Origin of the sequence: Micromonospora sp. L32, assembly GCF_052068055.1 — a bacterium.
GTDB classification, from domain to species: Bacteria; Actinomycetota; Actinomycetes; order Mycobacteriales; family Micromonosporaceae; genus Micromonospora; species Micromonospora purpureochromogenes.
This window is the reverse complement of sequence record NZ_JBQHDD010000004.1, coordinates 448,870-473,522: the sequence shown is the minus strand read 5'-3', so window position 1 is coordinate 473,522 and position 24,653 is coordinate 448,870. Positions and strand designations below refer to the sequence as shown.

The window sequence follows — 24,653 nt, the reverse complement described above, 5'->3', positions numbered from 1 at the left end:
TCGCTAGGGCGTGACGCCGATGCCCTGGCCGGCGAACTCGACCCAGTTCAGGTTTCCGAAACCGCTGGTCGGGCCGCCGGGGACGGTGGTGAACACGAGGTAGAGCCGGTGCGTGCCGCCCGGGTCGGTGATCGGCACGGTGGTGCTGGTGAAGGCGTTGTTTCCGGTGGTCGCGTTGACCGTGGCGGTGGTCAGCAGCGGGCCGGTGGGGGAGTCCAGCCGCAGCTGGACGCCGAACCGGGGCTGCCCGGCGGTGGCCGCGCTGCCGCCCGAGGTACGCAGCGTCACGGACTGCATGTTGTGCAGGTTGACGGTGTTGTTGACCGCGATCCAGTCGCCCGGGTCGAGGCTGCCGCGCTGCTGCCCGCCGCCCGTGTCGGCGCTGGTCCCCACGGTTGTGCCGGACTCGTTCGCGGCGAACTCGACCTCCTGCCGCTTCGCCTGGACGATCTGCTGGTCGACGGTGGTCAGCGCCGGTTGGCCGTTCGCGCCGCCGTCGGTGTACGACGCGCTGACCACGCCGTAGATGTAGCCGCCGTGGGACGCGTCGTCCGGGTCGGTGGGCAGCACCCCGGAGCAGCCGAACTGGTTGGCCTCGCCGTGGCCGTGCTGGTCGTGGCCGAGGACGAAGGTCACCTCGACCTTGGCGCAGTCGACCGGCCCGTCCTCCGGGTCGGTGACCGTCACCGACCAGGGGATGTCGTCGCCCCAGCTGAAGAAGCCGCCTTCGAGCGGGGTGTTGACCGTGACGGTCGGCGCGGTGTTGCCGACGGTGATGGTGGTGTTCGCCGACGCGCTCTTGCCGCTGGAGTCGGTCACCGTCAGCCGGGCGGTGTAGACCCCGTTGGCGGTGTAGGTGTGCGACGGGTTCGGGTCGACCGAGTCGGTGGTGCCGTTGCCGTCGAAGTCCCAGGCGAACGAGATCGAGTCCGCCGGGTCGGGGTCCTTGGAACCCTCGCTGGAGAAGGCGACGGTCAGCGGCCCGGTGCCGTTGGTGGGTGTCGCGGTGAGCACGGCGTTCGGTGCCCGCAGCCCCTTGACGTAGCTGAACTTCAGCATCGCCGCGTCCGGGTTGACGTTGAAGAACCCGTCGCCGTACGTCAGCAGGTAGAAGTTGCCGTCCGCGCCCCACTTCATGTCCATCGGGTTGTCGCAGAGGAACGGCTTGGTCGCTGTGGTGGGCGCCTGGCCGCAGTTCAGCACATTGTTGATCTTCAGGATGTCGCCCTTGGCGTCGAGCCGGACCTCCTTGAGGGTGTCCCGGGTGAACTCGCCGAAGAAGACCGCGCCGTCGTAGTACTCGGGGAACTTCGTCTCCGACCTCAGCTCCGGGTCGAAGTCGTAGCGGGCGGCCCCGTGCGGCCCGACACCGCCGGTGCCGAGCTCGGGGAAGAGCACCGGGCAGGTCTGCGTCGGTGTCGACAGGTAGGACTCCGGGCACGGGGTCGGCGCCTGGAACGAGTACCAGAGCTCGGACTTCTCGACCGCCGGCAGGTCGGTCAGGCCGGTGTTGTGCCGGGAGGTGTTCTTCGGCGCCGCGCAGTCGAAGGGCGCGACCGGGGAGATCGGGCTGGTGGTCCAGTTCATCTCGATGTATGGCAGGTTCGGCTGCACGCACATCGGCCAGCCGTAGTTCGCCGGCTTGTCGATCACCATCATCCGGCCGGTGCCCGCCGGTCCCCGGCCGACCGCGGCCGTCGAGGAGTCGGGCGAGTAGTCGGTGACGTACGCGACGTCGTTCTTGTCCAGGGTGATCCGGAAGGGGTTGCGCAGGCCCATCGCGTAGATCTCCGGCCGGGTCTTCTCGGTGCCGGCCGGGAAGAGGTTGCCCGCCGGCACGGTGTACGAGCCGTCCGCCCCCACCGCGATCCGCAGGACCTTGCCGCGCAGGTCGTTGGTGTTGGTCGAGCTGCGCCGGGCGTCCACGAAGGGCGCCTGGTAGACGCCGGTGGCGCTGACCGAGTCGTTGTGCGGCGAGAAGCCGCCGGACCCGCCGCCACCGGCCGGGGTGTCGTCCCCGGTGACCAGCCAGAGGTTGTTCTTGGAGTCGAAGGCGATGTCGCCGGCCACGTGGCAGCAGGCGCCCCGGTCCACCGGCACCTGGAGGATCTTCTGCTCGGTGCTCAGGTCGAGCGAGGGGGTCTCACCGTCGACGAACTTGTAGCGGGAGAGCTGGAAGTATCCCTTCCACCGGTCCCAGGCGGCCGGGTCGGTGCTGGTGGTCGGCGCGCCTCCGGCGGGGGTGTCCAGCGGGGGCGCGTAGTACAGGTAGACCCACTTGTTGGTGGCGAATTCCCGGTCGATCGCCGGGCCGTACATCCCGTCCTCGCTGTGGGTGTAGACCGGGATCTGGGCCAGCACAGTGGTCTCGTTGCTCTCCGGGTCGTGCAGGCGTACGCCGCCGCGGCGGTCGGTCTGGATCACCCGCCCGTCGGGGAGCGTGTCGAAGCCGATCGGCTCGCTGACGTTCGGCTGGGCCCCGACCACCGTCATCTGGTAGTTGGCCAGCACGGTCGCGCCGCAGTCGCCGTCGGTCACGCCGGCCGCCCACTGGATCGCCCCGCCGAGGTGGGCGCGCAGGTCGGTGCTGCCGTAGCTCTCCGGCGTGGCGCCGAGTCCGGTGTAGAAGGAGCGGCCGCCCTGGTAGTCCTTGCACCAGGTGACCGGATGGTCGAAGCCCATCGACCCGCCGGCGTACGTCTTCTCGTCCACGGTGGCCAGCACGTGCGACACGCCCCGGACGTTGTCGGCGAAGTTGTACCAGCGGTCGGTGTGCGTCCACCGTTCCGGCAGCCGCTCGGAGGCGGGGTGCACCCGGTCGGCGACGGTGACGGTGGCCGGGTTCGCCGACGTGGCGGCGCCGGTCGCCCGGGTGCCCAGGACCTTGTCCAGGAAGGACCAGCCGGGCTCGGCCTCGATGGCCGAGTGGACGCCGACGAAGCCGCCGCCGTCGCGGTAGTACTGCTCGAACGCGGCCTGCTGGCCGTCGGTGAGGACGTCGCCGGAGGTGTTCAGGAACACCACGGCGCGGAACTGCTTGAGATGCGGCTCGTCGAACTTGCGGGCGTCGTCGGTCACCTCCACGGTGAACCGTCGGTCGTTGCCGAGCTGTCGGATCGCGTCCACTCCGGCGGCGGTGGCGGCGTGGCTGCCTCCGGCGGACCGGGTGAACACGAGGACCTTGTAGTCCATGCCGTTGCTGGCGGGCACCGGGGCGGCGAGCGCCGGCGTCGGCTGCGGTGGTGCGGTCGCGACGAGTGTCGCGCCGACGAGGGTGAGAAGGCTGAGGTAGGCGGTGGCCCTTCGGCCGGTGGGTCTGCGCATCGAACCTCGCTCTGGTCGGGGCGGGTCCGCCTCAGCGCCGTCGCTGAGGAGGGTCGCTACGAGTACCAAGAGCCTGGCCAGGTTCTACGCAGGACGATATTTGCGCGAGGGACCAAAGAGAAGAGGTTGACGGCAGAAGTTTTCGATGTTTGGTGCGAACTTTTGCTTCAAATCGGCGAAAGTGGCATCGGCCGGGGTGAGCATCGGTCTGACCTGCCCTGTTTCCGGCCCACACGCCAGCGGGCCGGTCGTCAACGACGACCGGCCCGCGGGAAGGTGCGGTGGGTTAGAGGGTGCTGGCGTTGGTGCCCGGGCCCGACGACTTGGGCCGCGGGCTGGTGGTGGACGACGACGAGCTGGGGGAGCTCGACGAGCTGCCCGACTTGGCGCCGATGGTGGCCGGCGTGCCCGCGAACGCGTCGTCCGCCGCGGTCAGCTCCTGCTTGTTGCCGTTGCCGGTGCCCAGCTTCTCGCCGAGCTTGGACTGGCCGAGCTTGTCCTTGCCCTCGCTGTAGAGCCGGGTCGCCTGGGCCTGTGCGACACCCGCCGCCTCCTGGACGGTCGGGTGGTCGAGCACCTTACGGCCCCGGACGACCAGCTCCTCGTACTTCTCCCGGCCGGCACGGGCGCCCAGGACGAAGCCCGCAGCCAGCCCGCCAAGGAACATGATCTTTCCGCGCATGGCGGCTCCTTTCGTACCTGACGCTCCGCCGTTCCCGCCCGGAGATCCGGTCGGGACCGACCATGTCGCGCCCTAGTCCTCTGTCGGCAGCTAACTACCCATCCTGCTCCGCGCTCATGCCTGGTTGTGCCGTGATGACGATTTGTCCGGTTTTATTCCTGCCGTGTCGCGACCCTCTCAAGCGAGGGCTCGTGGAGGTAACCCCCTGGACCAGACCCCCCGGGAATCCTGTACTCTTGTGCCGTCGCCGAGCGCCGGGGAGATCCGGAGCGCGGTGACAAGCAGTCCCCCGTAGCTCAATTGGCAGAGCAGCCGGCTGTTAACCGGCAGGTTTTTGGTTCGAGTCCAAACGGGGGAGCTCACGCTCCACCCCCGCCCGTCGGCCCCGCCGACGGGCGTTTCTCGTTGTCACCGCTCTGCCCCGCCCGGCCGGCCGTGACCTCCCCGGTGATCAAGAAGTTTGCGTCACCGACGGGCCGCCCGCGGACGCAAACTTCTTGATCACCGGTGGGCACGGACCGTGGAGAGGGTGCGGGAGTCCCGCGTCCGGTTTGGGCACGCTGGGGCGTGCTCGGGCGGCAGGATGGGCGATGTCGGCTTAGTCTTTCGATGCGTCGATTGGTGCGTCGATTCAAGGACGGGTGGAGATGGCCGGAAGACGGGGACCTGGCGCGGCGACGCTGATCGCGGTGCTGGTGGTGCTCGGCTGGCTGGTGGTCGGCGGGATCGCCGGGCCGTACTCCGGGAAGCTGGGCGAGGTCGCCACCAACGACAACGCCTCGTTCCTGCCCGCCGACGCCGAAGCGACCCGGGCGCAGGATCTCGCCGGCGGCTTCGTGGAGCGGGAGAGCACCCCGGCGCTGGTGGTCTACGAGCGCGGCTCCGGCATCACGGACGCCGACAAGCAACGGGCGGCCGCCGACACCGCGCGGTTCGCCCAGGTTCCCGGCGTGCTCGGGCCGCTGCCGCCGCCGATCCCCAGCCAGGACGGTCAGGCGCTCCAGGTCGTCGTACCGATCGACGAGTCGGAGGGCGAGGCGATCGGCCGGGTGGTCGAGGAGCTGCGCGGGATCGCCGGCGGCGACCGGAACGGGCTGACCGTCGACGTCGCCGGACCGGCCGGGCTGCTGGCCGACCTGATCGAGGTGTTCGGCGCCATCGACGGGCCGCTGCTGCTGGTCACCCTGGTCGTGGTGCTGGTCATCCTGCTGATCGTCTACCGCAGCCCGGTGCTCTGGCTCTTTCCGCTGCTCGCGGCGGGGATGTCGTACGCGCTGGCGTCGGTGTTCGTCTATTACCTGGCGAAGAACGACGTGATCCAGCTGAACGGGCAGGCGCAGGGCATCCTGACCGTGCTGGTCTTCGGCGCCGGCACCGACTACGCGCTGCTGCTGATCGCCCGCTACCGGGAGGAACTGCACCGGCACGAGCGGCCCTGGGACGCGATGAAGACCGCCTGGCGGGGCGCCGCGCCGGCGATCATCGCCTCCGGGGCCACGGTGATCGTCAGCCTGCTCTGCCTGCTGCTGTCCAGCCTCAATTCCAACCGGGCGCTCGGCCCGGTCGCCGCCGTCGGCATCGCCGCCACGCTGGTCGTGATGCTCACCTTCCTGCCGGCGCTGCTGGTGCTCGGCGGCCGGTGGGCGTTCTGGCCCCGCCGGCCCCGTGCGGACCAAGCCGACCCGCGCGCCGAGCACGGCATCTGGAGCCGGGTCGCCGGCTTCGTCGCCCGGCGCGCCCGCCCGGTCTGGTTGGTGACCGCCGCGGCGCTGGCACTGCTCACCCTCGGCCTGGCCCAGCTCGGCGTCACCACCCTCGGCCAGTCCGACCTGTTCACCAACCGGACCGACTCGGTCGCCGGCCAGGAGGTCATCGCTCGGCACTACCCGGCCGGCACCGGCAGCCCGGCGACCATCTTCACCAACCAGGAGGCCGCCCAGGAGGTCGCCCGGGTGGCGCAGGGCGTCCCCGGCGTCGCCGCCGTACGGCCGGTCACCGGTGAGCGGGCCGGTCCGCCCGAGGAGAACGCGCCCCCCAAGGTGGTCGACGGGAAGGTGCAGCTGGAGGCGACGCTGTCCGACCCGCCGGACAGCGACGGCGCGGAGCGGACCATCCGCGACCTGCGGGTGGCGGTGCACCGGGTCGCCGGCGCCGACGCCGTGGTCGGCGGGTTCACCGCGATCAACGTGGACACCTCCGCCGCCTCCACCCGGGACCGCAACGTGATCATTCCGGTGGTGCTGGTGGTCATCGCGGTGATCCTGGCCCTGCTGCTGCGGGCCCTGCTCGCCCCGGTGCTGCTGATCGCCACCGTGGTGCTGTCGTTCCTGGCCACCCTCGGGCTGTGCGCGCTGATCTTCCGGTACGTCTTCGACTTCCCCGGGGTCGACGCGTCCTTCCCGCTCTTCGCGTTCGTCTTCCTGGTCGCCCTCGGCATCGACTACAACATCTTCCTGATGAGCCGGGTCCGCGAGGAGTCGGTCAAGCGGGGCACCCGGGCCGGGGTGCTGTCCGGCCTCGCCGTGACCGGCGGGGTGATCACCTCCGCCGGCATCGTGCTCGCCGCGACCTTCTCCGCGCTGGCCGTCCTGCCGCTGGTGGTGCTGGTGGAACTCGGCGTGGCGGTGGCGGTGGGCGTACTGCTGGACACCATCGTGGTCCGCTCGCTGCTGGTGCCCGCGTTGTCGTACGACATCGGGCCGAAAATCTGGTGGCCGAGCCGGCTGGCCCGGACGGCCCGGACCGGGACGGAGGCCGGGCATGCTGGCTGAGACGGACGTCGTCATCGTCGGCGGCGGCCTCGCCGGGCTGGCCGCCGCCCGCCGGCTGCACCGCGCCGGCGTGCCCTGGCGGCTGCTGGAGGCCGGTGGCCGGCTCGGCGGCCGGGTCGCCACCGACGCGGTCGACGGCTACCTGCTGGACCGCGGCTTCCAGGTGTTGAACACCGCCTACCCGAGGCTGGGCACCCTGCTCGACGTCGACAGCCTGGGGTTGGGCTGGTTCACCTCCGGGGTGCTGGTGCGCCGCGGCGACCGGCTCGACCGGCTGGTCAACCCGCTGCGCGAGCCCGGCGGCGCGCCCGGCACGGCCCTGGCCGGCATCGGCTCGCTGCTCGACCGGCTCCGCTTCGCGGCGCTCGCCAGCGGCTGCGCCACCCTGCCGAAGAGCCGGCTGCTCACCGCACCGGAGACCACCACCGAGGCCGCGCTGCGCCGGGCCGGGCTCTCCGACACGATCATCGAGGAGCTGCTGCGGCCGTTCCTCTCCGGCGTCCTCATCGACCGGGAGCTGGAGACCTCCAGCCACGTGCTGGCCATGATCCTGCGCTCCTTCGCGCGCGGCCGGATCGGCCTGCCCGCCCGGGGAATGGCCGCGCTGCCCCGGGCCGTCGCCGAACCGCTGCCCGCCGACCTGATCGAGCTGGACACCCCGGTCGCCGAGGTCGCGCCCGGCCGGGTCCGCACCCAGGCCGGCGACATCGGCTGCCGCGCCGTCGTGGTCGCCGTCGACCCGCCCGCAGCGGGAACGCTGCTGCCCACCCTGGCCCGGGTACGCATGCACAGCTACACGACCTACTACCACAGCACGCCGGAGAGGCCGCTGGACGAGCCGATCCTGCTGGTCGACGGGGACCGGCGGGAGCTGGTCGCCAACACCGTCGTGGTCAGCAACGCCGCCCCGACGTACGCGCCGGCCGGGCGGCACCTGGTGGCCACCTCGGTGGTCGGCCCGAGCGCCCCGCCCGAGCCGGCGATCCGACGCGAGCTGGACCGCCTCTACGGACGCTCCACCGCGGACTGGACCCACCTGACGACCGTCGAGGTCCCCGACGCGCTGCCCGCCGCGCCGCCGCCACAGGGGCGACTGCGCAAGCCGGTGGCGCTCGGCGACGGGCTGTTCGTGGCCGGCGACCACCGGGACAGCCCGTCGATCCAGGGGGCGCTGGCCAGCGGCTGGCGGACGGCGGGGGCGGTGCTGGCGGAGCTGCGCGCGGTGGGGTGATCCGGGCCGGTGCGCGGGACCTTGCGGACCGCTGCTGACTGTTATCCTCGCGTAGCCCATCGTGCCGGTCGGGTTGCCTGTAGTCGGCCGGTTCGGTGGTGGCCGGTGATCCGTCGAGCGGGTTACGATCCGGCGCGGTATCGGGGCGGTAGCTCAGCCGGTTAGAGCAGGGGACTCATAATCCCTCGGTCGCGGGTTCGAGTCCCGCCCGCCCCACCTGCGGAAACGTAGATCATCGAGGGACTGATAGTCACGCATACCGCTTGAAGACCGAGTATTGCAGGGGTGGCTTCCGGCCATGGCACCCAGACCCCCGGCCGTACGGCCGTCGCCCAGGTCGGTACCGCCGGGACGTACGCGTTCCGGCTGCGTCTGGTGGCCAGCGCAGACGCCGACCGGTTGGAATCGTGGACCGGCCGACCCGTGCAGGTCCGCAACGGCCGGGGCCTGCTGATGGTCGGGGTGTTCTTCGGTCTCGACTACGCCGAACACCGCGACGACAAGGCCCGTTGGGACGTCGCGTTGACCGTCACCCGCGTCACCGCAGACACCACCGCACCTGTGCCGTCATGAGGGAAACGAACGGCCCCACCGGATGATGGTGGGGGCCGTTCCTGTTGCGCCGTAACGGTTTCAGACGTCCAGAGACGCCTGCCGCTTGGCCGCCTGCCGTCGGAACTCGGCCATGGTGGCCGCCACCACCGCCGCCGCATCCAACCAGTCGGCCGACGCGTCGGCCCCATCCATGGGCACGGTGTCCACCTCCACCATGCCGCTGTCGTACGCCACTACCGTGATGGTCAACTTCAGGCCCTTGTTGCGGGCCGTCGGGGCCACCTTCATGGTCTCTCGAATGCGCTTCAGAGACGCCGGCATGAGCGTTCCCCTGTCCTAGACGGGCCGCGACGACGGCGGCGATCGATGCGGCTCCGGGCATCGGCCGGTACAGCTAGAAGATGCTGACAATCGGGTTGTAGTAGTCCAAAGGCACCCGCCATTCCCAGTGCCCTGGCCCGTCCCCGTCGGCAATCGGCCGGTCGCACGGGCACGTCCAGTGTTCAACCTCGTCCACCTCGGCCGGGGGCCAGAACCGCACCAGCACGAATTCGGTCTGCGGTTCCTCACGGCCTCTCGGCCACTTCTCGATCTCAAACGAGTGGGTCCCAGCCCGCAGGAGGAGAGGGAGACTGATGGGCGACCTTGCGTTGCCGCTCACGGCCTCCGCCTTCACCCTGTAGTCCCGTGGCACCGTGATGGAGCCGAACAGGCCAGCGCCGTCCGCGCCCAGGCGCGGGTGATCCTCGATCTCGGCCTTGATCTCTGGCGGAGCGGGTGGGGCCAGACGCGCATGTTCTCGCGCTCGTTCGATCCGCGCCACGTCGGCCGCGCCTCGCGCTGCGTCCTTCGCCGCCTGCGCGGATTCCTCGCCTGCACGGGCGGAACGCCGGGCGGCCACCACCGCCGGGATGCCCACCCCGACCGCCGCGACCACGCCGACGATGCCGCCCACCGCGCCGACAACGTCGGGCCACTGGATGTCTGCCGCCATGCCGGACAACGTACGAGATGAACGCTCGTCATGATGTCCGCCAAGCGGACCGGAGATTACCCCCGCCTGTGCTTCGTGGCGTCGATCAACGTACCCAACCGGTAGCGCAACACCCGGGCCTGCCCGATCGACAACATCACCCGATTGGCCGCCGCGCCGTCGGTCGCGGTCAACACCACCACACCGGTTCGGCCGCCGGGTGGATCACCTGCACAGACCGACGGACAGAATCAACGCCTCCGGCCGGTTGGTGTCGACGGCCACCGCCATCGTGGCGCAGTGTGGCGCTGCTCGTGCGGAATCGGGCCGGCGAGACCGATCGACCCCGCAGCCCGGTCGAAGACCCGACGCCGGACCTTTACCGCCTGGCTGATTCGTACCGGTCGCGGGGTCAAGGGCGAACGCGGCACAGACGCACTCATCGAAGTGCTCGACCGTGGCCGCGTCACCGAATTGCTGGAGCCGCGTCGGCCCTCGTACGCCTGATGGTTTGATCCTGCACGTACCGACCATGATGGTTCGCTCAACTCCGACGGAGCGATTCCACCGACTGGCCGGGACGCCAGTTACCTGGGGGCTCTGGTCGATGTTTCGTTGCTGGCTCGCTCGGTAACGAGCCGCCTCCCCTTCGCGACGGGCCAAGCAGGGCGACGACTGCCGCCACGATCGTCTCGATGGCCGGAGCTTCATGGTCTGAGGTATCGATCTCAACGACGGCGTCGACGCCCTCCGGCGGTTCGAAGATCGACCGTTTCATCTCCCCCCGCTGGAACAGGGATAGGAGTTGCTGGTCGATGGCCCCACCTGCGGCCGCCCGAACGCCAAGTCGCCGGCCGATGACCGCCTCCCGGGCGACGACGTGAACAGCCAGCACTCGAGTGCCACCTGCGAGCAGCAAGGGTGTCACGGGCCATCAGCGGCGGCCGGCAGCGGTCATGAGCTGTCACCGCGGACCTGCGCCTTCCACCGCACCCGCCGGGTACCTGGATGGAGATGCGTTTCAGCAGCCCACCACGGCGGCACGCTTCAGACCGGCGAAAGCAAGGTGTCGAATGCCGAGAAAAAGGCGTCGAAGGCGGCGGGCAAGCGGTCGGTGCGTGCCCGGATGAGCGTGCCCTCCCAGGCGTTGACGAGGAAGCCGGCGGTGACCTCGGCGTCAACGTCGGCGCGGATCGTCCCGGCACGCTGCGCCTCGACCAGGGTTGTCGCGATGAGGCTGGCCCATTCGTCGAGGCTGTCCCGTACGGCGTCCCGGATGGCGTCCCGGTGGTCGACGATCTCGGTGCCGAAGTTCCCGTACAGGCAGCCGCGGTGATACTCGTGTCCGACGACCTCGTCGCGGAGGAACTCGAAGTGTGCCCGGATCCGCTGCACGGGCGGGACCGAGGTGTCGGCGAGGTCCTCGAGCCGGAGTCCGGCGCCGTACCGCTCCAGCGCCACGATGGCGAGGGCTTCCTTGCTGTCGAAGTGGTTGTAGAACGACCCCTTCGGTACGCCGGCCGCCTGGGTGATGTCGTTGACGCCGGCGGCGTTGTACCCGCGAGCGTGGAACCGGTCGAGCGCGGCCGTGACAATCTCTTCGCGCGTGCTCTTCCTGGCCAAGACGGACCACCTCCCGGTGCAAATATGACCGGTCGTCTTGGCCGCGTCAAGCTCACGGTCATGTGATCCAGCGCTCGTTGCCACTACTAAGACGACCGGTCATATTCAACTGGTAGCCGGGTAAGCAGCGCCTGGTCAACCGGTGTCTACCCCGGGACGACGGATCCACCTCACTGAGGAGAAAATGATCGTGAGCGACCTTACGAACACCGTCATCAAGGCCCATGGCGGCCTGGACCGCTACCAGCAGTTCAGCTCGGCCACTGCCCACTTCCGCTCCGGCGGAGCGCTGTGGGCCATCAAGGGCAAGGAGGGGATTTTCGACCAGGCCGCCGTACGGGTCGACCTGCGCCACCAGCACGCCAGTCACTTCCCGTTCAAGGCGCCTGACCTGCACACCTCGTTCACCCCTCAGCGAGTGGCCGTGGAGAGCGACACCGGCGAGGTGAAGGCCGAGCGCCTCAACCCCCGTGCCTCCTTCGCCGGCCACGTCCTCGAAACCCCCTGGGACGACCTGGACGTCGCCTACTTCGCCGGGTACGCCATGTGGACGTACCTGACGTCCCCGTTCACCTTCGCGAGGCCCGACTTCCAGACCGAGGAACTGTCTCCCGTGACCGAGGAGGGGGAGACCTGGAACCGTCTCAAGGTCGTCTTCCCCGAGGACATCGCCACCCACTCCCGGGAGCAGACGTTCTACTTCGACCAGGACGGGCTGCTGCGCCGGCACGACTACACGGCCGAGGTCCTCAACGCGGGGCCGGCCGCGCACTACTGCTCGGACCACAAGGAGTTCGGCGGCATCATGGTCCCGACCCGGCGGCGCGTCTACCCGCTGGCGGAGGACGGAACCGTGGTGCGTGACATCGAGCTCGTCACCATCGACGTCGACGATGTCGTGTTCGCCTGACGCCGGATAGCCGCTGATGTCCCCCTGCCGTACGTCCTCGGTCGGGGGGTCATCCGGCTTGGCCTATCTTGATGCCAACGAGAAGATGGCCAAGTGGATCTCGACCAGGCTATGCGCGCACTGAGGGTTGCCGAAGAGGCGCTACCGCAGGCGGAGGAACGCGCCGCGCAGGCCGCCCGGCAGATCAAGGCGGACGCCCGTGCCCGGGTTGAACAGGCCCGCGCCGAGCTGCACCGCGCGATGGTGGCGGAGAATCGGGCCGGCACGCGGCAGGTGGATCTGGTCAAGCGGACGGGCTACTCCCGCGAACGGGTCCGGCAGATTCTGCGGGCCGGCGGCATCGAAGCGGACTGACTCCAGGACGGACCGCCGACGTCCGGGTGACCGGGACCGGAGCCGTATACGGACTGGACATCCGCTGCCCGACGCGGGCGTCGAGCGCTGCCCCGGCGCATGGAAGCCGGCGGGCCACCGGCGAAGAAACCTCTTCACCGGTGGCCCGCCGTCATCGCTCAGCCGTTGACCACCCAGTGCTGGTGGGCGCCCCCGGCGTACGTCCCGATCTGGGCCTGGGTGCCGTCGGCGGTGCCGGCGCCAGCCGTCTCCAGAACCTTGCCGGACTGCGGGTTGAGCAGCGATCCGTTGCTCTGTGGTTGCCAGACCTGCGCGGCGGTGCCGTTGCAGGTCCAGAGCTGCACCTTGGTGCCGTTGGCGGTGCCGCCGTTGTCGACGTCCAGGCACTTGCCCAGCGCCCGGTAGGTGTCGCCGGCCCGGCTCCACTTCTGGGCGGTGGTGCCGTTGCAGGTCCAGAGCTGGATCTTCGTGCCGTCGGCGGTGCCCGCGTTGCTGACGTCGAGGCACTTGCCGGCGATGCCGGTGATGGTGCCGGATCCGCTTGGGCCGTAGACCTCGAACTCGTAGACGCGGGCCGCCGGGTCGGTGGTGCTGGTCGGCGCGGTGACGTTCAGGCGTACGTAGCGGGCGGCCACCGCGGCGATGTCGTGCGTGGTGGTGCTGGCGGTGTTGCCGGTCACCGTGGTCCGGGTCGTCCAGTTCGATCCGTCGGTGCTGGTGGCGATGGTGAAGTCCTTCGTGTTCCAGGCGGTGTTCTCGCCGCCGGCGCCGGCGTGCTTGACCACTAACCGGTTCACGTTGGTGCTGGCCCCGAGGTCGACCTGGAGGTACTTGGTGGTGCCCTTCGAGCACCACTTGTCGGTGTTGCCGCCGGCGACGGAGCCGTTGACCGCCTTGTCGGGGCTCTCCGTGGTGGTGCAGGAGCTGTCGGCGGTGGCCGGCTTGTTCAGGGCCAGGTTGCTCCCGCCGGTCGGCGGCGGGGTGGTGCCGGGGATGGCGTTGAGGGTGTACCAGGCCTCGGTGCTCCACAGTGACTGGCCGCTCTCGGAGGTGAACGGGCGGGGCGAGCGGACGTGGACCACGTGCCCGGCCTTGCGCCCGGCGACGGCCAGGCTGACCTTCTTGCGGTCCGTCGACAGGGTGGCCGAGGTGACGGTCAACGTCTCCTCGTCGATCTTCGGGCCGCCGTAGCTGGCCGTCGGCTGGTAGCGCCACTGCTTGACCTTGTAGTGCCCGGCCAGGTTCGCCGCCGTGTCGGCGGAGAGCGGCTGGGTGTACTCCAGCTCGAACCCGCCGGTGGTGGCCCGCATGGCCAGGATGTCGAACGCGGTGGTGCCGTTCGGGGTCAGCTTCTGCAGGCCGTACGCGAGCTTGCCGCTCTGACCCCAGTTGCCGCCGGCGCCGAGGCCACCGACGTAGATCGCGCCGTCCGGACCGAGGTTGACCTCCGAGACGCCCGCCTCCAGGCCCTGGGTGAGCCGGAAGAGGGCGCCCTGGTACTCGCCGTTGACCTTCTCCACGTACGCGCGCTGGAGCCCGCCGTAGGTGACGTCGCCGATGACGAACTGCCCGGCGAACGGCCCGGACTTCAGGTACAGCGGGGTGCTCGGGGAGTTGGCGATCTCGTTCTGCGGCATCCAGAGCACCGGCGGGGTCACCGGGTTGGCGTCGAACGGGCCGGCCGGGTTCATGTAGTGGTTGAAGAACCGGCCCTGCTTGACGTGCAGCAGCTTCGACGACGGCAGCCAGCCGCCCTGGTTGTCGGTGACGAAGATGCCGTCCTCCGGGCCCCAGCCGATGCCGTGCGGCGTGCGCAGGCCACCGGCGACGTAGGAGACGGCGCCGGTGTCCTTGTTCACCTTGATCGTGGTGCCGCGGTTGGGGGCCGGCTGCGGGTTGGTCGTCGCGCCGCCGTAGTTGATCGACACCGACAGGTTCAGGTAGAAGTAGCCGGCGTCGTAGAGCAGGCCGAAGGCGAACTCGTGGAAGTTGCCCCCGTACGGCCAGGTGGCGACCGTGTCGAGGCGGTCGGCGATTTCGTCGCCGCTCGTGTCGACCAGCTTGGTCAGCCGTTGCTTCTCCGACACGTAGACCACGCCGTCGACGACCTTCAACCCCATCGGCTCCTTGAGGCCACCGGCGATCTTCTTGGTGGTCACGCTGCCGGGGCCGGTCGAGCCGCCGGTGTTGCCCAGGATGTACACCTCACCGTCCTGGGAGGTGCCGGACTGGTCGCTGCCGCCCCAGGTGGAGATCACCAGGCGGCCGTCGGCCAGCCAGTCCATCCCGGTCACCTTCGGCTGGAAGCCGCTGGGCCGCAGGTTGGTCAGGGTGTAGCCGGGATACACGCCGGTCAGCGGCAGGCCGTCGCCGGGGGAGTCGGTGACGCCCTCGCACTCCTTCTTGCCCGGTGCGGTCACCCGCACCACACCGGCGTCGGTGCTCAGCGCCGAGTTGGGCACCACGACGAAGGACGACGATCCCGGGGCCTTCCATTCCAGAGTGATCTGCTGCCCACCCTCGCGCTCGAAGTGGTCGATGCGCAGCGGGTGCAGTCCGGCGGTGAGGGCGACGCTGCCCTCCTTGGCCGGGGTCGGTCCGTGCAGTCCGTCGTGGTTGATGACGACCTTGTCGTCGATCGACAGCCGGGAGCCGTCGTCGCTGGTCAGCCGGAACGTGTAGCTGCCGGCCGTGGTGATGTTCAGGTTGCCGAGCACCTGGGAGACGAAGTACTGGTCGAAGCCGAAGTCGGTGGTCGACGTCCAGTTGATGGTGGGCATCAGCTTGTCCACGTTCGGCGTCTGCCCCGGCTTGAGGGTGCAGATCTCGTTCAGCGGCACCTGCACGTCGAAGACGCGCAGCGTGACGCCCGGTTCCTGGGCGGGGGCGGCCTGGGCGGGGACGGCCCAGACGCCGGTGGCCATGACGAGTGCGGCGATGGTGGTCAGGACAGGACTGCGGAATCGGCGCAGCAGCCGTGTGCCCATTGCTCCTCCTGGGAGGTCGGGGTGGTCCGGCGGCGTGCCGTGAGATGCGGTGGGGGAGCGGTAGCCGCCGGGCGAGCCCGGACAAGTCATCGACGCCGGCGAATGACGCGTCCGGAGCTGCGGTGATGGGCAACATTAACAAACTTCTATCTAGAGGCCCATACCTTTCGTTCATGGATGCAAAAGTTCGATAACACCCTGCGGAAGTTCGCCGGATACCTCCGCTTGTGGGCGGAAGGTCCACGGTGGACGTCCGCAGATCGCTGCCGGGAGCGTGCCGGCACGGCGTACCGCCCGTATGGTGTCCGCATGGCGCAGGAGGTATGGGCCGGGCTCCGCGACGTGTCCGTGCGGACCGTCGAGGTGCCCACCGTCTTCGCCGTTTTCGCCGACTACTGGACGCCGTTCCTCGGTGGGCAGGGTTCCGCCCCCGGCTACGTCAGCTCGCTCGCCGAGCCGGACCGGGCCGAGCTGCGGGAGCTGCTGCGCGACCGGGTACCGACCGGACCGGAAGGCGCCATCCGACTCGCCGCCCGCGCCTGGGCGGTCCGGGGGACCGCACCGACACCCCGATCGTGAGTACGAATGCTCATCCGCGACGCGGTCCGTACCGCGAGGATCGGGGCGTGAACAGCATGACGCGCGCCCTCCTCGCCGCTCTCGTCCTCGCCGTGGCGGCGGTCGCCACCTGGTGGGCCTGGTTGGGGTGGGACACCGGCTACACCATCGACCCCGAGACGGGCGCCGTCAGCGGGCCCTACCAGCCGTGGCAGGTGGCCGGCTGCGTGCTCACCCTCGCCCTGGTCGCCGCCGTGGCCGGCTGGCGGCTCCGGCCGTGGCTGGTCGCCCCGGTGCTGACGGTCGCCTTCACCGCCGCCTGGACGGTGCACGCCGCCTCGACCGACGACAGCGGGCTCTGGGCGGTGGGGGCGGTGCTGGTGCTGGTCGGCACGGGGCTCGGGACGACGGTGGTGAGCGGGGTCGCCCACCTGCTGCGGCGCCGGCGGGGCTGAGGCCGGGCAGGCCGAGCGCCGCGGTGCACCCGCGCGCCCTCGTCGCAATCGGCCACCCGGCCAACCCCGGGGACAGATAGCCGACAGGACGCCGTACCCCCTACCGGCGCATTGTTTATGCAGGTGGAGAGGCTGCGGATGGCGGGCCACATCCCATCCCTCACCCCGACGGCGACAGCACGGTCGCCGTCGGACGCCGCCATCGCCGGGCTCGGCCCGGCCGTCCCGGCGGACACGGCCGCGCCGGTCCGACCGCGCCCACGGCCACGGTCGCGTCGCGGTGGACCCCGTCCCGGGCGCCAGGGCCGGGGTCAGCTCCCACAGGACAAGGACGTCACCACCTCCGGTCGACGCCGTCGCGCGTCCCGCTCCGCCTGACCGGCGGCAGTCCCGCGCCTCGACCGGGCGCACCGGCGAGAGCCGGGCGTACGAGCAAGGAAGGAGGGGGCGGACATGGCCGCTCCCACCGTCACCGCGAGCCTGAACGCCGCGACCTATTCCCCCGGCGACCAGATGACCCTCACGGTCACCTACGGCGACCCGGACACCAGGCCCCTCACCGTCACCGTCGTGGTGACCGACGCGCAGGGCAACAGCAGCGCCCCGGTCAAGGTCACCGCCGTGATCGACCCGCTCACCCTCACCGTCACCGACGACTCCGGGCGTACCTGGACCCGGGCGTCGGACAACGGGTCGGTGGCCGTCTACCGGGCGGTGGCGTGATGCCCCGGATCACCGTGACCGTCCGCGACAGCGGCGGGCGCACCGCCACCGCGACCGCCGACTACGCCCTCGCCCCACCGGTCCTCGGCGGCTACTACCTGGCGGGCAACGCCGACCCGACGGCCGACATGGCCGGCGGCAACTTCCGCTCGCTGACCCAGTACCGCAGCTTCGCCGACGGCTACATTTTCCCGGGCTACAACAAGCCCTGGCTGCTCAGCCTCGGCCGCAGCGGGTTCGCGATCAACATGGTGCTGGAGCTGAAGCACTACGGCGTCGCCACCACGGCGGCGCAGACCTTCGCCGTGGACGGCGTCAGCTACACCGTCCCGGCCCCGGCGATGACCATCCAGCAGCGTCCCGGGACGACCTGGCCGAAGGCCTACGGGTACGGCCAGGTGCTCGCCGGGCTCTGCGACGGCCTCTTCGCCCGGGCGCTGTCGCAGTACCGGACGATGGGCTTCGGGGTGAACATCCAGCTCGCCTCCGAGCTGGACACCGACCACGAGTTCGGCACCACCGAGTCCGGAGTGTCGTACGGCTGGGCGGAGTCGGACGCCCGCGCGGTGCAGGCGATGACCTACATCGTGAACTGGTTCCGGGCCCGCGCGCTGCCGGCCGGCACCACCTTCTCCGTCGGGTCGGGCGGCTTCGACCGGGCCTGCTTCCAGCGCACCCACCCGGAGTCGCTGATGGCCAAGCTGGACTTCCTCCAGTGGAACGCCTACGCCACCGACCCGAGCCACACCGCGCTTGCCCGGTTCCGCCGGGCGAAGGACTGGGCGGTCGCCGACCTCGGGCCGGTGGCGCTCTCCCGTCCCGTGATCATCGCCGAGTGGGGAATACGGGCCGCCGAGATCCCCGACCAGGCGGCCTGGATCGCCACCGTGCCGGCGGCCGTCGCCCGGCTCAACAGCGAGCGCGGCCCGCGCATCGTCCGGACCAACTACTTCAACTCCGGTTGGGGCACCCTGGCGCCCCGCACCGACGGGCTCGCGGCGCTGCGGGCGGCGTACGCGACCAGGCCGTACGTCTGACGGGGCCGGCGGCGTCGGCACCCGTCGCCGCCGGCGTGACCCCGCTCGTCCGGCGGGCGCATGCCGGGCGGCCCTGCCGGGCGGGCGACTACCCTCGCCTGAGGCGGACCGCGGCCGGTCGGGATGGAGTCGGTCAGGGGCGGTCCGGTTGCCCGCCGAGCCGTTCGGCGTACGTGTCGCGCAGCTCGGCCCAGCCGAAGTCCTTCGCCTCCGCGCCCCGGATCGGGCCGACCGGGTCGCCGGCCAGCAGGTGGTCGGCGACGTCGAGGCAGAGGTGCCAGCCGGCGGCCACCATCGGCAGCATCCCCCGCTCGGCGAGGGTGTGTCGCAGCAGCAACCGGGTGCCGGTGCCGGAAGGGGTCAGCTCCCAGCGGAGCAGATCGTCACCCCAGGTGTATTCGAGCAGGTGGGGCGGCTCGGCCCGGCGTACCGTCGCGGGTTGCGGCACGGCCGTGTCGCCGTCGACCACAGTGAGCGTCGCGGCGCCCGGGGCACCGAGGTCGCGGTCGGCCAGGAACGGCGCCCACTCGCGCAGCCGGGCCGGGTCGGTCAGCGCCGCCCACACCTTCTCCGGCGCGTGCCGCAGCTCCCGGACGAACAGCAGCGTCCACCGGTCGCCGGCGGGCTCGGCCTCGATCTCGGCCGGCGGGCCAGGGTGGAACGAGTCGCGGTCCATGGTCACTCCTTGTCGAGGTGGCGCTCCAGGGCGTCCAGGTGCGCGGTCCACATCTCGCGGTACGGCGCGAGCCAGCCGTCCACGGCGCGGAACGGGCGTACGTCGATGCGGTAGATGCGGTGCTGGGCCGCCGTGCGGCAGGAGACGAAGCCGGCCTCGCGCAGCACCTTGAGGTGCTTGGAGACGGCTGGCTGGCTCATGCCCAGCACGTCGACCAGCTCGCCGACGCTGCACTCCGAGCGGCGCAGCGCGTCGAGGATCCGGCGTCGGGTGGGCTCGGCCAGCACGGCGAAGGCGTCGACGGACACCGCCACAATATGCCGTATCGCTCATATGCCTGGCAAGGAATGAAGGCTCGTCCAGGACCGGCGGCGACGGCGCCGCCGCCTCCATATGCTCGGGACATGGAACTGCGGATCTTCACCGAACCCCAGCAGGGCGCCGGCTACGACCAGCTGCTCGCCGTGGCCCGCGCCGTCGAGGACGCCGGGTACGGCGCCTTCTTCCGCTCCGACCACTACCTGAAGATGGGCTCGGTGAGCGGGGAACCCGGGCCGACCGACGCCTGGACCACCCTGGCCGGCCTGGCCCGCGACACCTCCCGCATCCGGCTCGGCACGCTGATGACCGCGGCCACCTTCCGCCTGCCCGGCCCGCTCGCCATCACCGTGGCGCAGGTCGACCAGATGAGCGGCGGCCGGGTCGAGCTGGGCATCGGCACCGGCTGGTACGCCGAGGAGCACAGCGCGTACGGCATCCCGTTCCCGCCGCTCGGGGAGCGGTTCGCGCGGCTGGAGGAGCAGCTGGCGGTCATCACCGGGCTCTGGGAGACCCCGGTCGGCAAGAGCTTCGACCACCCCGGGAGGTACTACCCGGTCACCGACTCGCCGGCGCTGCCCAAGCCGGTGCAGCAGCCGCGCCCGCCGATCTTGCTCGGCGGGATGGGGCCGAAGCGCACCCCGCGCCTCGCCGCCCGCTACGCCGACGAGTTCAACCTGCCCTTCGCCTCGATCGAGGACACCGTCGCGCAGATCGGCCGGGTCCGCGGGGCGTGCGCGGAGATCGGTCGTGACCCGGCCACCATGCGCTGGTCCAACGCCCTGGTGCTCTGCTGCGGACGCGACGAGGTCGAAATCGGGCGCCGGGCCGAGGCGATCGGCCGGGAACCCGCCGAGCTGCGCGAGAACGGCCTCGCCGGCACCCCCGCCGAACTGGTCGACAAGATCGGCCGGTACGCCGAGGCCGGCAGCGAGCGGATCTACCTCCAGCTGCTGGACCTCACCGACCTGGACCACCTGGAGCTGGTCGCCGCCGAGGTGATGCCGCAGCTCTGAGCGCCCGGCCGGTCAGCGCGCCCGCAGGCCGCCCGGCTCGCGCAGCACGGTGTCCAGCCGGCCGTCCCGGTCGCTGTCCAGATAGGTGATGTCCGGGACGCCGTCACCGTCCAGGTCGAACTGCACCACGTCGGCGATCCCGTCGCCGTCCAGGTCGGTGACCACCTGGGTCGACCCGTCCAGGTGGTGGGTGACGATCGAGACCGAACCCGGCCCGGCCGCGCGCGGCGGCGGGCCGGGGGTCGGCGGGGTGGGCTCCGGCTCGGGCGTGGGCGTCGGCACCGGCTCGGTCCGATCCGGGTACGCCGCCGGCGGCGTGCTCGTCGGCTCCAGGCCCACGCCGGTCGGGTCCATCTCCTCCTCCGACGGGTAGACGTCGCCGTGCAGAGTGGGGTCGCGGTAGCTGCTCATCCACCCATTGTTCCCATGGACGCCGTCGACAAGCGTGCCGGATGATGCACTCCGACACGATCGCGGACGGGGGTACGACGTGGAACTGCACCGCAGGCCGGGCCGGCTGCTGCTGCCGGCGATCTGCATCCTGGCCGGGATCGTCCTGCTGACGCTCGGTGACGGCGGTGGGCTGCTGCGGACCCTGGTGGCCCTCGGCGGGATCGCGCTCGGGGTGGCGGTGCTCGTCGGCGCGCTGCGGCCGTTCCGGTTCGTCGTCGACGCCGACGGCCTGACCGTCCGGCGGCCGGGCCTGCGCCGGACGATCCGCTGGCCGGAGCTGGCCGCGGTGGTGCTCGACCAGCCGGCGCCCCGCTCCGGCGTACCGGCCGCGCCGCGCCTGCTCGCCGTGCCGGCCACCGGCGCCGGAATCGGCCCGCTGGACGCCCGGCACCCGCTCGACGAGCGTCCGGCGGTCGAGCTGCTCGACCTGGCCGGGATCCGGGAGTCGCCGGGGGAGATCGCGGCGACCCTCGCCCGGTACGCCGGCGAGCGCTTCCTCGACGCCCGCGCGCTGCGCCGGGCCGCCTTCGCCGACCCGGACTTCGCAGTCGGCCTGCGCGGCTACCGGGTCGACGTGGTCGACGCGCTGATCCGGGGCGGGCAGGAGGCCCTCGCCTCGGGCGACCCGACCCGGCGCCGCACGGCCCGGGCCGAGATCGACCAGGCCCGGCGGGCCGGCCTGCCGGTCGACCTGCGCGGCTACAGCACCCTCCAGGTGGACGAGGCGCTGGACGCCCTCGGCGCGGCGCTGGCCGACGAGCCCGCCGAACGGGAGCCCTCGTGACCGACGTCGCGCGCCGCAACTGGGCCGGCAACGTCGCGTACGCCGCCCGCCGCTTCCACCGACCGTCCACCGTGGACGGGCTGCGTCGGCTGGTGGCCGGCAGCGACCGGATCCGGGCGGTCGGCACCGGGCACTCCTTCAACCGGCTCGGTGACACCACCGGCGACCTGGTCTCCCTCGCCGGGCTGCCGCCCACCGTCGAGGTGGACCGGGAACGCGGGACGGTCACCGTCGCCGCCGCCCTGCGGTACGGGGACCTGGCGACCCGGCTGCACGCCGAGGGGCTGGCCGTGGCCAACCTCGCCTCCCTGCCGCACATCTCGGTGGCGGGGTCGGTGGCGACCGGCACCCACGGCTCCGGCGACGGGAACCGCAACCTGGCCGCCGCCGTCACCGCGCTGGAACTGGTCACCGCCGACGGTGACCTGCTCACCGTGAGCCGGGCCGACGGCGACCGGTTCGCCGGCATGGTGGTGTCGCTCGGCGCGCTCGGCGTCGTCACCCGGGTCACCCTGGACGTGGTGCCGACCTTCGCGCTCTGCCAGTACGTCCGCCGCGACCTGCCCGCCGACCGGCTCGACGCGGCGTTCGCCTCGGCGTACAGCGTCAGCGGGTGTTCACCACCTGGCGGTCGTCGACCGTCGACCAGGTCTGGTGCAAGCAGCTCGCCGACCAGCCGCCGCCCCCGGCGGACTGGCTCGGCACCACCGCCGCCGAGGCCCCGCTGCACCCGGTGCCCGGCCTGGACCCGGTGCACTGCACCGCCCAGCTCGGCGAGCCCGGCCCGTGGCACGAGCGGCTGCCGCACTTCCGGCTCGGCTTCACCCCGAGCAGCGGCGACGAACTCCAGTCCGAGTACCACCTGCCCCGCGCGGCGGCGGCCGGCGCGCTGGCCGCGCTGGACGGGATGCGGGACCGGATCGCCGCCGTGCTCCAGATCTCCGAACTGCGCACGATCGCCGCCGACGACCTCTGGCTCAGCCCCAACCAGGGGCGCGACAGCCTGGCGATCCACTTCACCTGGGTCGACGACGCGGCCGCGGTGCTGCCGGTGCTGGCCGAGGTGGAACAGCGGCTGGCCCCCTTCGCGCCCCGCCCACACTGGGGCAAGGTCTTCACGCTGGACCGGTCCTCGGTGGCCGCCGCCTTCGGCCGGTACGCCGACTTCGCCGCCCTGCTGGCCGAGCTGGACCCGACCGGAAAGTTCCGCACCGACCTGCTCGACCGCTACTTCCCGCGCTGACGGGCCGGCGGGGCGACCGGCGTCGACCCGGTGCGGGGGTGCCGCTGCCGGGCCGGGACGCCCGGTCGAGGTCGAGCGGACCCGACCGGAGCGGGCACCGGATGTCGGGTGCCGGCGCCCGCCGGCCGCCTAGCGTCGGGCAACGGGAAGGAGACCAGGTGCTGGAGCGGCTGAACGAGGCCATGGCCCACATCGAGCGGCACCTCGACCAGCGGATCGAGGTCGCCGAGCTGGCGCGGATCGCCCTCACGTCGGAGTACCACTTCCGGCGGATGTTCTCCGCGCTGGCCGGGATGCCGCTGTCCGAGTACGTCCGCCGCCGCCGGCTCACGGTGGCCGCGGCCGAGGTCACGGCCGGCGAGCGGACGCTGCTCGACATCGCGGTCCGGCACGGGTACGGCTCGACCGAGGCGTTCACCCGGGCGTTCCGCGCGCTGCACGGGGTCGGGCCCGGCGAGGCCCGGCGGACCGGCGCGGCGCTCCGCTCCCAGCAGCGGTTGTCCTTCCGCCTCGTCGTCGAAGGGAGTGGCAGCATGCGCTACCGCGTGGTGGAGAAGCCGGAGTTCCGGCTGGTGGGCCGGCGGGCCCGGGTGCCCCTGGTGCACCAGGGGATGAACCCGGCGATCGTGGAGTTCATCCGGGGCATCCCGAAGGAGACCGTCGCCCGGATCGCCGCCCTGTCCGACCAGGAGCCGGCCGGGATCGTCAACGTCAGCGACAAGGTGGCCGACGACCGGGCCGAGGGCAGCGAGCTGGACTACTGGCACGGGGTGGTCACCGGCGCGGACGCCCCGGCCGACCTGGATTCGACGACCGTGCCGGCGGGGACGTGGGCGGTCTTCGAGACCTCCGGCGAGTTCCCGGCCGCGGTGCAGGAGTTGTGGCGGGACGTGTTCACCCAGTGGTTCCCGTCCAACGCCTACCGCAGCCGGCCCGGGCCGGAGATCTCCCGGAACCGGATCTCGGCGGACGGCACGCAGGTGGACGCCGAGCTGTGGATCCCGGTGGAGCGGGCCGTGGCGACCACGGCGTCGTAGTCGGACGGGTGCACCCGCACCGCGCTGCCGGCGTGGCCGGCAGCGCGGTGGGTTCTCACCGTGACGGCCGCACCAGCGGGGTCACCAGGGTGAGCAGCAGCAGGAACGCCACCAGGGCGGCGACGGTCCGCACGTCGTTGAACAGCTCCCAGCGGCGCAGGATCGCCGCGTGGTCGGGCGGGGCCGCGGTGACCGCCCACACCTTGATCCGGCCGTTGATCGGCACGTTGCCGAACCGGGTGACCAGGAACGAGGTCGCCACCAGCGCGGACGCGACGGCGGCCAGTCGTCGGGCGGCGCCGCACAGCAGTACGGCCAGTGCCAGCGAGCTGACCATCGCCAGGCCCATGGTGGTCTGCATGACCGGGCCGTTCATCTTCATCAGCGCGGTGTGGAAGGTGAGCCGGACGTCCAGCGGTACGGCCTTGAAGGTCTGCGCGACGTTGACCGCGCCGTAGCCGAAGGCCCCGGCGAGCAGGCCGGTGAAGAGCAGCGAGAGCGTGCGTACGGTGGGAATCAGCCGTGGGTGGTCGTTCACGACGTCTGCCCGGGCGGGAGGGTCGGGGTGAGCTGGTCGACGCGATACAGCCGGCCGTCGGGCGCGAGTCGGCCGAAGAGGTGGATGTCGCTCACCACCGGACGACCGCGCGCGACGGCGTGCAGGGTGTAGCGGGCCGCGACCCGGTCACCGCAGATCAGCGTGTCGTGGATGTCGAGCCGGCACTCACTCACGGTGCGGCGGGCCGGCCGGGCGTGGTCGATCAGCCGTTGCCGGTCGAGGTGCAGACCGTCGTTGAGCCAGACGACCTCCGGGGTGTGGTAGCGGTCCAGTACGACTCCGGGCTCTTCCTGACCGAAGGCCATCTCCTGCACATAGGACCGGAGGTAGCCGGCGAGGTCGCTGCCGGGCAGCGCTGTCATGTCGCCCCCTTAGCCTTGACGA

The 24,653-nt window shown here is 71.4% G+C and carries 23 protein-coding genes, 2 tRNA genes and 1 pseudogene; 15 read left to right on the top strand and 11 right to left on the bottom strand.

The window, feature by feature from the left end:
- Nucleotides 1–3: 3 nt before the first annotated feature.
- On the bottom strand, nucleotides 4–3,324 hold the full coding sequence (locus tag ACTMTB_RS14115) for a ThuA domain-containing protein (protein ID WP_441145691.1): 3,321 nt from the start codon (nucleotides 3,322–3,324) through the stop codon (nucleotides 4–6).
- A gap of 286 nt (nucleotides 3,325–3,610) precedes the next feature.
- Nucleotides 3,611–4,006 carry a hypothetical protein gene (locus tag ACTMTB_RS14110; protein ID WP_441145689.1) on the bottom strand — a complete coding sequence of 132 codons (396 nt, stop codon included), beginning with the start codon at nucleotides 4,004–4,006 and terminating at the stop codon, nucleotides 3,611–3,613.
- 285 nt (nucleotides 4,007–4,291) lie between these two features.
- Between ACTMTB_RS14110 and ACTMTB_RS14105 the strand changes: the two genes are divergently transcribed.
- The 5 genes from ACTMTB_RS14105 (at nucleotide 4,292) to ACTMTB_RS14085 (ending at nucleotide 8,581) form a co-directional block, all read left to right on the top strand.
- A tRNA-Asn gene (locus ACTMTB_RS14105) sits at nucleotides 4,292–4,364 on the top strand.
- Between the two features lie 289 nt (nucleotides 4,365–4,653).
- On the top strand, nucleotides 4,654–6,777 hold the full coding sequence (locus ACTMTB_RS14100; protein ID WP_441145687.1) for an MMPL family transporter: 2,124 nt from the start codon (nucleotides 4,654–4,656) through the stop codon (nucleotides 6,775–6,777).
- Nucleotides 6,767–8,008 (top strand): NAD(P)/FAD-dependent oxidoreductase, encoded by a 1,242-nt coding sequence (locus tag ACTMTB_RS14095; protein WP_441145685.1) that lies wholly within the window; start codon nucleotides 6,767–6,769, stop codon nucleotides 8,006–8,008. Before ACTMTB_RS14100 ends, ACTMTB_RS14095 begins: the two co-directional genes overlap by 11 nt.
- A gap of 142 nt (nucleotides 8,009–8,150) precedes the next feature.
- A tRNA-Ile gene (locus tag ACTMTB_RS14090) sits at nucleotides 8,151–8,224 on the top strand.
- A 69-nt stretch (nucleotides 8,225–8,293) separates the two neighbouring features.
- Nucleotides 8,294–8,581, top strand: coding sequence for a hypothetical protein (locus ACTMTB_RS14085; protein WP_441145683.1), 288 nt, complete (start codon nucleotides 8,294–8,296; stop codon nucleotides 8,579–8,581).
- Nucleotides 8,582–8,641: 60 nt separating this feature from the next.
- Here the strand turns inward: ACTMTB_RS14085 and ACTMTB_RS14080 are convergent, their stop codons facing one another.
- The 3 genes from ACTMTB_RS14080 to ACTMTB_RS14070 all read right to left on the bottom strand — a co-directional run bounded on the left by ACTMTB_RS14080 (nucleotide 8,642) and on the right by ACTMTB_RS14070 (nucleotide 11,243).
- On the bottom strand, nucleotides 8,642–8,884 hold the full coding sequence (locus tag ACTMTB_RS14080) for a hypothetical protein (protein ID WP_441145682.1): 243 nt from the start codon (nucleotides 8,882–8,884) through the stop codon (nucleotides 8,642–8,644).
- 73 nt (nucleotides 8,885–8,957) lie between these two features.
- On the bottom strand, nucleotides 8,958–9,557 hold the full coding sequence (locus tag ACTMTB_RS14075) for a hypothetical protein (protein ID WP_441145680.1): 600 nt from the start codon (nucleotides 9,555–9,557) through the stop codon (nucleotides 8,958–8,960).
- A gap of 1,026 nt (nucleotides 9,558–10,583) precedes the next feature.
- A complete protein-coding gene (locus tag ACTMTB_RS14070; RefSeq protein ID WP_441145678.1) occupies nucleotides 10,584–11,243 on the bottom strand; it encodes a TetR family transcriptional regulator C-terminal domain-containing protein in 660 nt (219 codons plus the stop codon).
- A gap of 106 nt (nucleotides 11,244–11,349) precedes the next feature.
- Between ACTMTB_RS14070 and ACTMTB_RS14065 the strand changes: the two genes are divergently transcribed.
- Nucleotides 11,350–12,069, top strand: a complete 720-nt coding sequence (locus ACTMTB_RS14065) for a hypothetical protein (RefSeq protein WP_441145676.1) — start codon at nucleotides 11,350–11,352, stop codon at nucleotides 12,067–12,069.
- Between the two features lie 93 nt (nucleotides 12,070–12,162).
- Nucleotides 12,163–12,423 carry a hypothetical protein gene (locus tag ACTMTB_RS14060; RefSeq protein ID WP_441145674.1) on the top strand — a complete coding sequence of 87 codons (261 nt, stop codon included), beginning with the start codon at nucleotides 12,163–12,165 and terminating at the stop codon, nucleotides 12,421–12,423.
- A 158-nt stretch (nucleotides 12,424–12,581) separates the two neighbouring features.
- Here ACTMTB_RS14060 and ACTMTB_RS14055 read toward each other — a convergent pair whose 3' ends face one another.
- The gene (locus ACTMTB_RS14055) at nucleotides 12,582–15,410 is read right to left on the bottom strand and encodes a ricin-type beta-trefoil lectin domain protein (protein WP_441145672.1); all 2,829 of its coding nucleotides are present in this window, start codon (nucleotides 15,408–15,410) and stop codon (nucleotides 12,582–12,584) included.
- A gap of 309 nt (nucleotides 15,411–15,719) precedes the next feature.
- Between ACTMTB_RS14055 and ACTMTB_RS14050 the strand changes: the two genes are divergently transcribed.
- The 4 genes from ACTMTB_RS14050 to ACTMTB_RS14035 all read left to right on the top strand — a co-directional run bounded on the left by ACTMTB_RS14050 (nucleotide 15,720) and on the right by ACTMTB_RS14035 (nucleotide 18,183).
- On the top strand, nucleotides 15,720–15,989 hold the full coding sequence (locus ACTMTB_RS14050) for a hypothetical protein (RefSeq protein WP_441145670.1): 270 nt from the start codon (nucleotides 15,720–15,722) through the stop codon (nucleotides 15,987–15,989).
- A 56-nt stretch (nucleotides 15,990–16,045) separates the two neighbouring features.
- A complete protein-coding gene (locus ACTMTB_RS14045) occupies nucleotides 16,046–16,423 on the top strand; it encodes a hypothetical protein (RefSeq protein ID WP_441145928.1) in 378 nt (125 codons plus the stop codon).
- Between the two features lie 453 nt (nucleotides 16,424–16,876).
- Complete coding sequence (locus ACTMTB_RS14040; RefSeq protein ID WP_210776334.1) at nucleotides 16,877–17,146, top strand: hypothetical protein; 270 nt, start codon at nucleotides 16,877–16,879, stop codon at nucleotides 17,144–17,146.
- A complete protein-coding gene (locus ACTMTB_RS14035; RefSeq protein ID WP_441145668.1) occupies nucleotides 17,146–18,183 on the top strand; it encodes a hypothetical protein in 1,038 nt (345 codons plus the stop codon). The genes ACTMTB_RS14040 and ACTMTB_RS14035 overlap by 1 nt, the downstream gene beginning before the upstream one ends.
- 133 nt (nucleotides 18,184–18,316) lie before the next feature.
- On the opposite strand, the gene ACTMTB_RS14030 is transcribed toward ACTMTB_RS14035, so the two are convergent.
- On the bottom strand, nucleotides 18,317–18,859 hold the full coding sequence (locus ACTMTB_RS14030; RefSeq protein ID WP_441145666.1) for an SRPBCC family protein: 543 nt from the start codon (nucleotides 18,857–18,859) through the stop codon (nucleotides 18,317–18,319).
- A gap of 2 nt (nucleotides 18,860–18,861) precedes the next feature.
- Nucleotides 18,862–19,167, bottom strand: coding sequence for an ArsR/SmtB family transcription factor (locus tag ACTMTB_RS14025; RefSeq protein ID WP_377611705.1), 306 nt, complete (start codon nucleotides 19,165–19,167; stop codon nucleotides 18,862–18,864).
- Nucleotides 19,168–19,263: 96 nt separating this feature from the next.
- On the opposite strand from ACTMTB_RS14025, the gene ACTMTB_RS14020 reads away from it, so the two are divergent.
- Nucleotides 19,264–20,193, top strand: coding sequence for an LLM class F420-dependent oxidoreductase (locus tag ACTMTB_RS14020; protein ID WP_441145664.1), 930 nt, complete (start codon nucleotides 19,264–19,266; stop codon nucleotides 20,191–20,193).
- Between the two features lie 12 nt (nucleotides 20,194–20,205).
- Here the strand turns inward: ACTMTB_RS14020 and ACTMTB_RS14015 are convergent, their stop codons facing one another.
- Nucleotides 20,206–20,604 carry a hypothetical protein gene (locus ACTMTB_RS14015; protein ID WP_441145662.1) on the bottom strand — a complete coding sequence of 133 codons (399 nt, stop codon included), beginning with the start codon at nucleotides 20,602–20,604 and terminating at the stop codon, nucleotides 20,206–20,208.
- 79 nt (nucleotides 20,605–20,683) lie between these two features.
- Between ACTMTB_RS14015 and ACTMTB_RS14010 the strand changes: the two genes are divergently transcribed.
- The 3 genes and pseudogenes from ACTMTB_RS14010 to ACTMTB_RS14000 all read left to right on the top strand — a co-directional run bounded on the left by ACTMTB_RS14010 (nucleotide 20,684) and on the right by ACTMTB_RS14000 (nucleotide 23,710).
- On the top strand, nucleotides 20,684–21,430 hold the full coding sequence (locus ACTMTB_RS14010; protein ID WP_441145660.1) for a hypothetical protein: 747 nt from the start codon (nucleotides 20,684–20,686) through the stop codon (nucleotides 21,428–21,430).
- A pseudogene (locus ACTMTB_RS14005) lies at nucleotides 21,427–22,673 on the top strand (FAD-binding protein). The gene ACTMTB_RS14010 and the pseudogene ACTMTB_RS14005 overlap by 4 nt, the downstream one beginning before the upstream one ends.
- Nucleotides 22,674–22,831: 158 nt before the next feature.
- Nucleotides 22,832–23,710 carry an AraC family transcriptional regulator gene (locus ACTMTB_RS14000; protein WP_441145658.1) on the top strand — a complete coding sequence of 293 codons (879 nt, stop codon included), beginning with the start codon at nucleotides 22,832–22,834 and terminating at the stop codon, nucleotides 23,708–23,710.
- 55 nt (nucleotides 23,711–23,765) lie between these two features.
- Here the strand turns inward: ACTMTB_RS14000 and ACTMTB_RS13995 are convergent, their stop codons facing one another.
- Nucleotides 23,766–24,248, bottom strand: a complete 483-nt coding sequence (locus tag ACTMTB_RS13995; protein WP_441145656.1) for an anthrone oxygenase family protein — start codon at nucleotides 24,246–24,248, stop codon at nucleotides 23,766–23,768.
- Nucleotides 24,245–24,631: a nuclear transport factor 2 family protein gene (locus ACTMTB_RS13990; RefSeq protein ID WP_441145654.1), complete on the bottom strand. Its 387-nt coding sequence runs from the start codon at nucleotides 24,629–24,631 to the stop codon at nucleotides 24,245–24,247. The genes ACTMTB_RS13995 and ACTMTB_RS13990 overlap by 4 nt, the downstream gene beginning before the upstream one ends.
- Nucleotides 24,632–24,653: the final 22 nt, after the last annotated feature.

What these genes read in the sequence shown, in the direction of transcription:
- ACTMTB_RS14115 (WP_441145691.1), bottom strand. Translation starts at nt 3,324, where the DNA reads ATGCGCAGACCCACCGGCCGAAGGGCCACCGCCTACCTCAGCCTTCTC.
- ACTMTB_RS14110 (WP_441145689.1), bottom strand. Translation starts at nt 4,006, where the DNA reads ATGCGCGGAAAGATCATGTTCCTTGGCGGGCTGGCTGCGGGCTTCGTC.
- ACTMTB_RS14100 (WP_441145687.1), top strand. Translation starts at nt 4,654, where the DNA reads ATGGCCGGAAGACGGGGACCTGGCGCGGCGACGCTGATCGCGGTGCTG.
- ACTMTB_RS14095 (WP_441145685.1), top strand. Translation starts at nt 6,767, where the DNA reads ATGCTGGCTGAGACGGACGTCGTCATCGTCGGCGGCGGCCTCGCCGGG.
- ACTMTB_RS14080 (WP_441145682.1), bottom strand. Translation starts at nt 8,884, where the DNA reads ATGCCGGCGTCTCTGAAGCGCATTCGAGAGACCATGAAGGTGGCCCCG.
- ACTMTB_RS14075 (WP_441145680.1), bottom strand. Translation starts at nt 9,557, where the DNA reads ATGGCGGCAGACATCCAGTGGCCCGACGTTGTCGGCGCGGTGGGCGGC.
- ACTMTB_RS14055 (WP_441145672.1), bottom strand. Translation starts at nt 15,410, where the DNA reads ATGGGCACACGGCTGCTGCGCCGATTCCGCAGTCCTGTCCTGACCACC.
- ACTMTB_RS14050 (WP_441145670.1), top strand. Translation starts at nt 15,720, where the DNA reads ATGGCGCAGGAGGTATGGGCCGGGCTCCGCGACGTGTCCGTGCGGACC.
- ACTMTB_RS14045 (WP_441145928.1), top strand. Translation starts at nt 16,046, where the DNA reads ATGACGCGCGCCCTCCTCGCCGCTCTCGTCCTCGCCGTGGCGGCGGTC.
- ACTMTB_RS14040 (WP_210776334.1), top strand. Translation starts at nt 16,877, where the DNA reads ATGGCCGCTCCCACCGTCACCGCGAGCCTGAACGCCGCGACCTATTCC.
- ACTMTB_RS14035 (WP_441145668.1), top strand. Translation starts at nt 17,146, where the DNA reads ATGCCCCGGATCACCGTGACCGTCCGCGACAGCGGCGGGCGCACCGCC.
- ACTMTB_RS14030 (WP_441145666.1), bottom strand. Translation starts at nt 18,859, where the DNA reads ATGGACCGCGACTCGTTCCACCCTGGCCCGCCGGCCGAGATCGAGGCC.
- ACTMTB_RS14020 (WP_441145664.1), top strand. Translation starts at nt 19,264, where the DNA reads ATGGAACTGCGGATCTTCACCGAACCCCAGCAGGGCGCCGGCTACGAC.
- ACTMTB_RS14015 (WP_441145662.1), bottom strand. Translation starts at nt 20,604, where the DNA reads ATGAGCAGCTACCGCGACCCCACTCTGCACGGCGACGTCTACCCGTCG.
- ACTMTB_RS13990 (WP_441145654.1), bottom strand. Translation starts at nt 24,631, where the DNA reads ATGACAGCGCTGCCCGGCAGCGACCTCGCCGGCTACCTCCGGTCCTAT.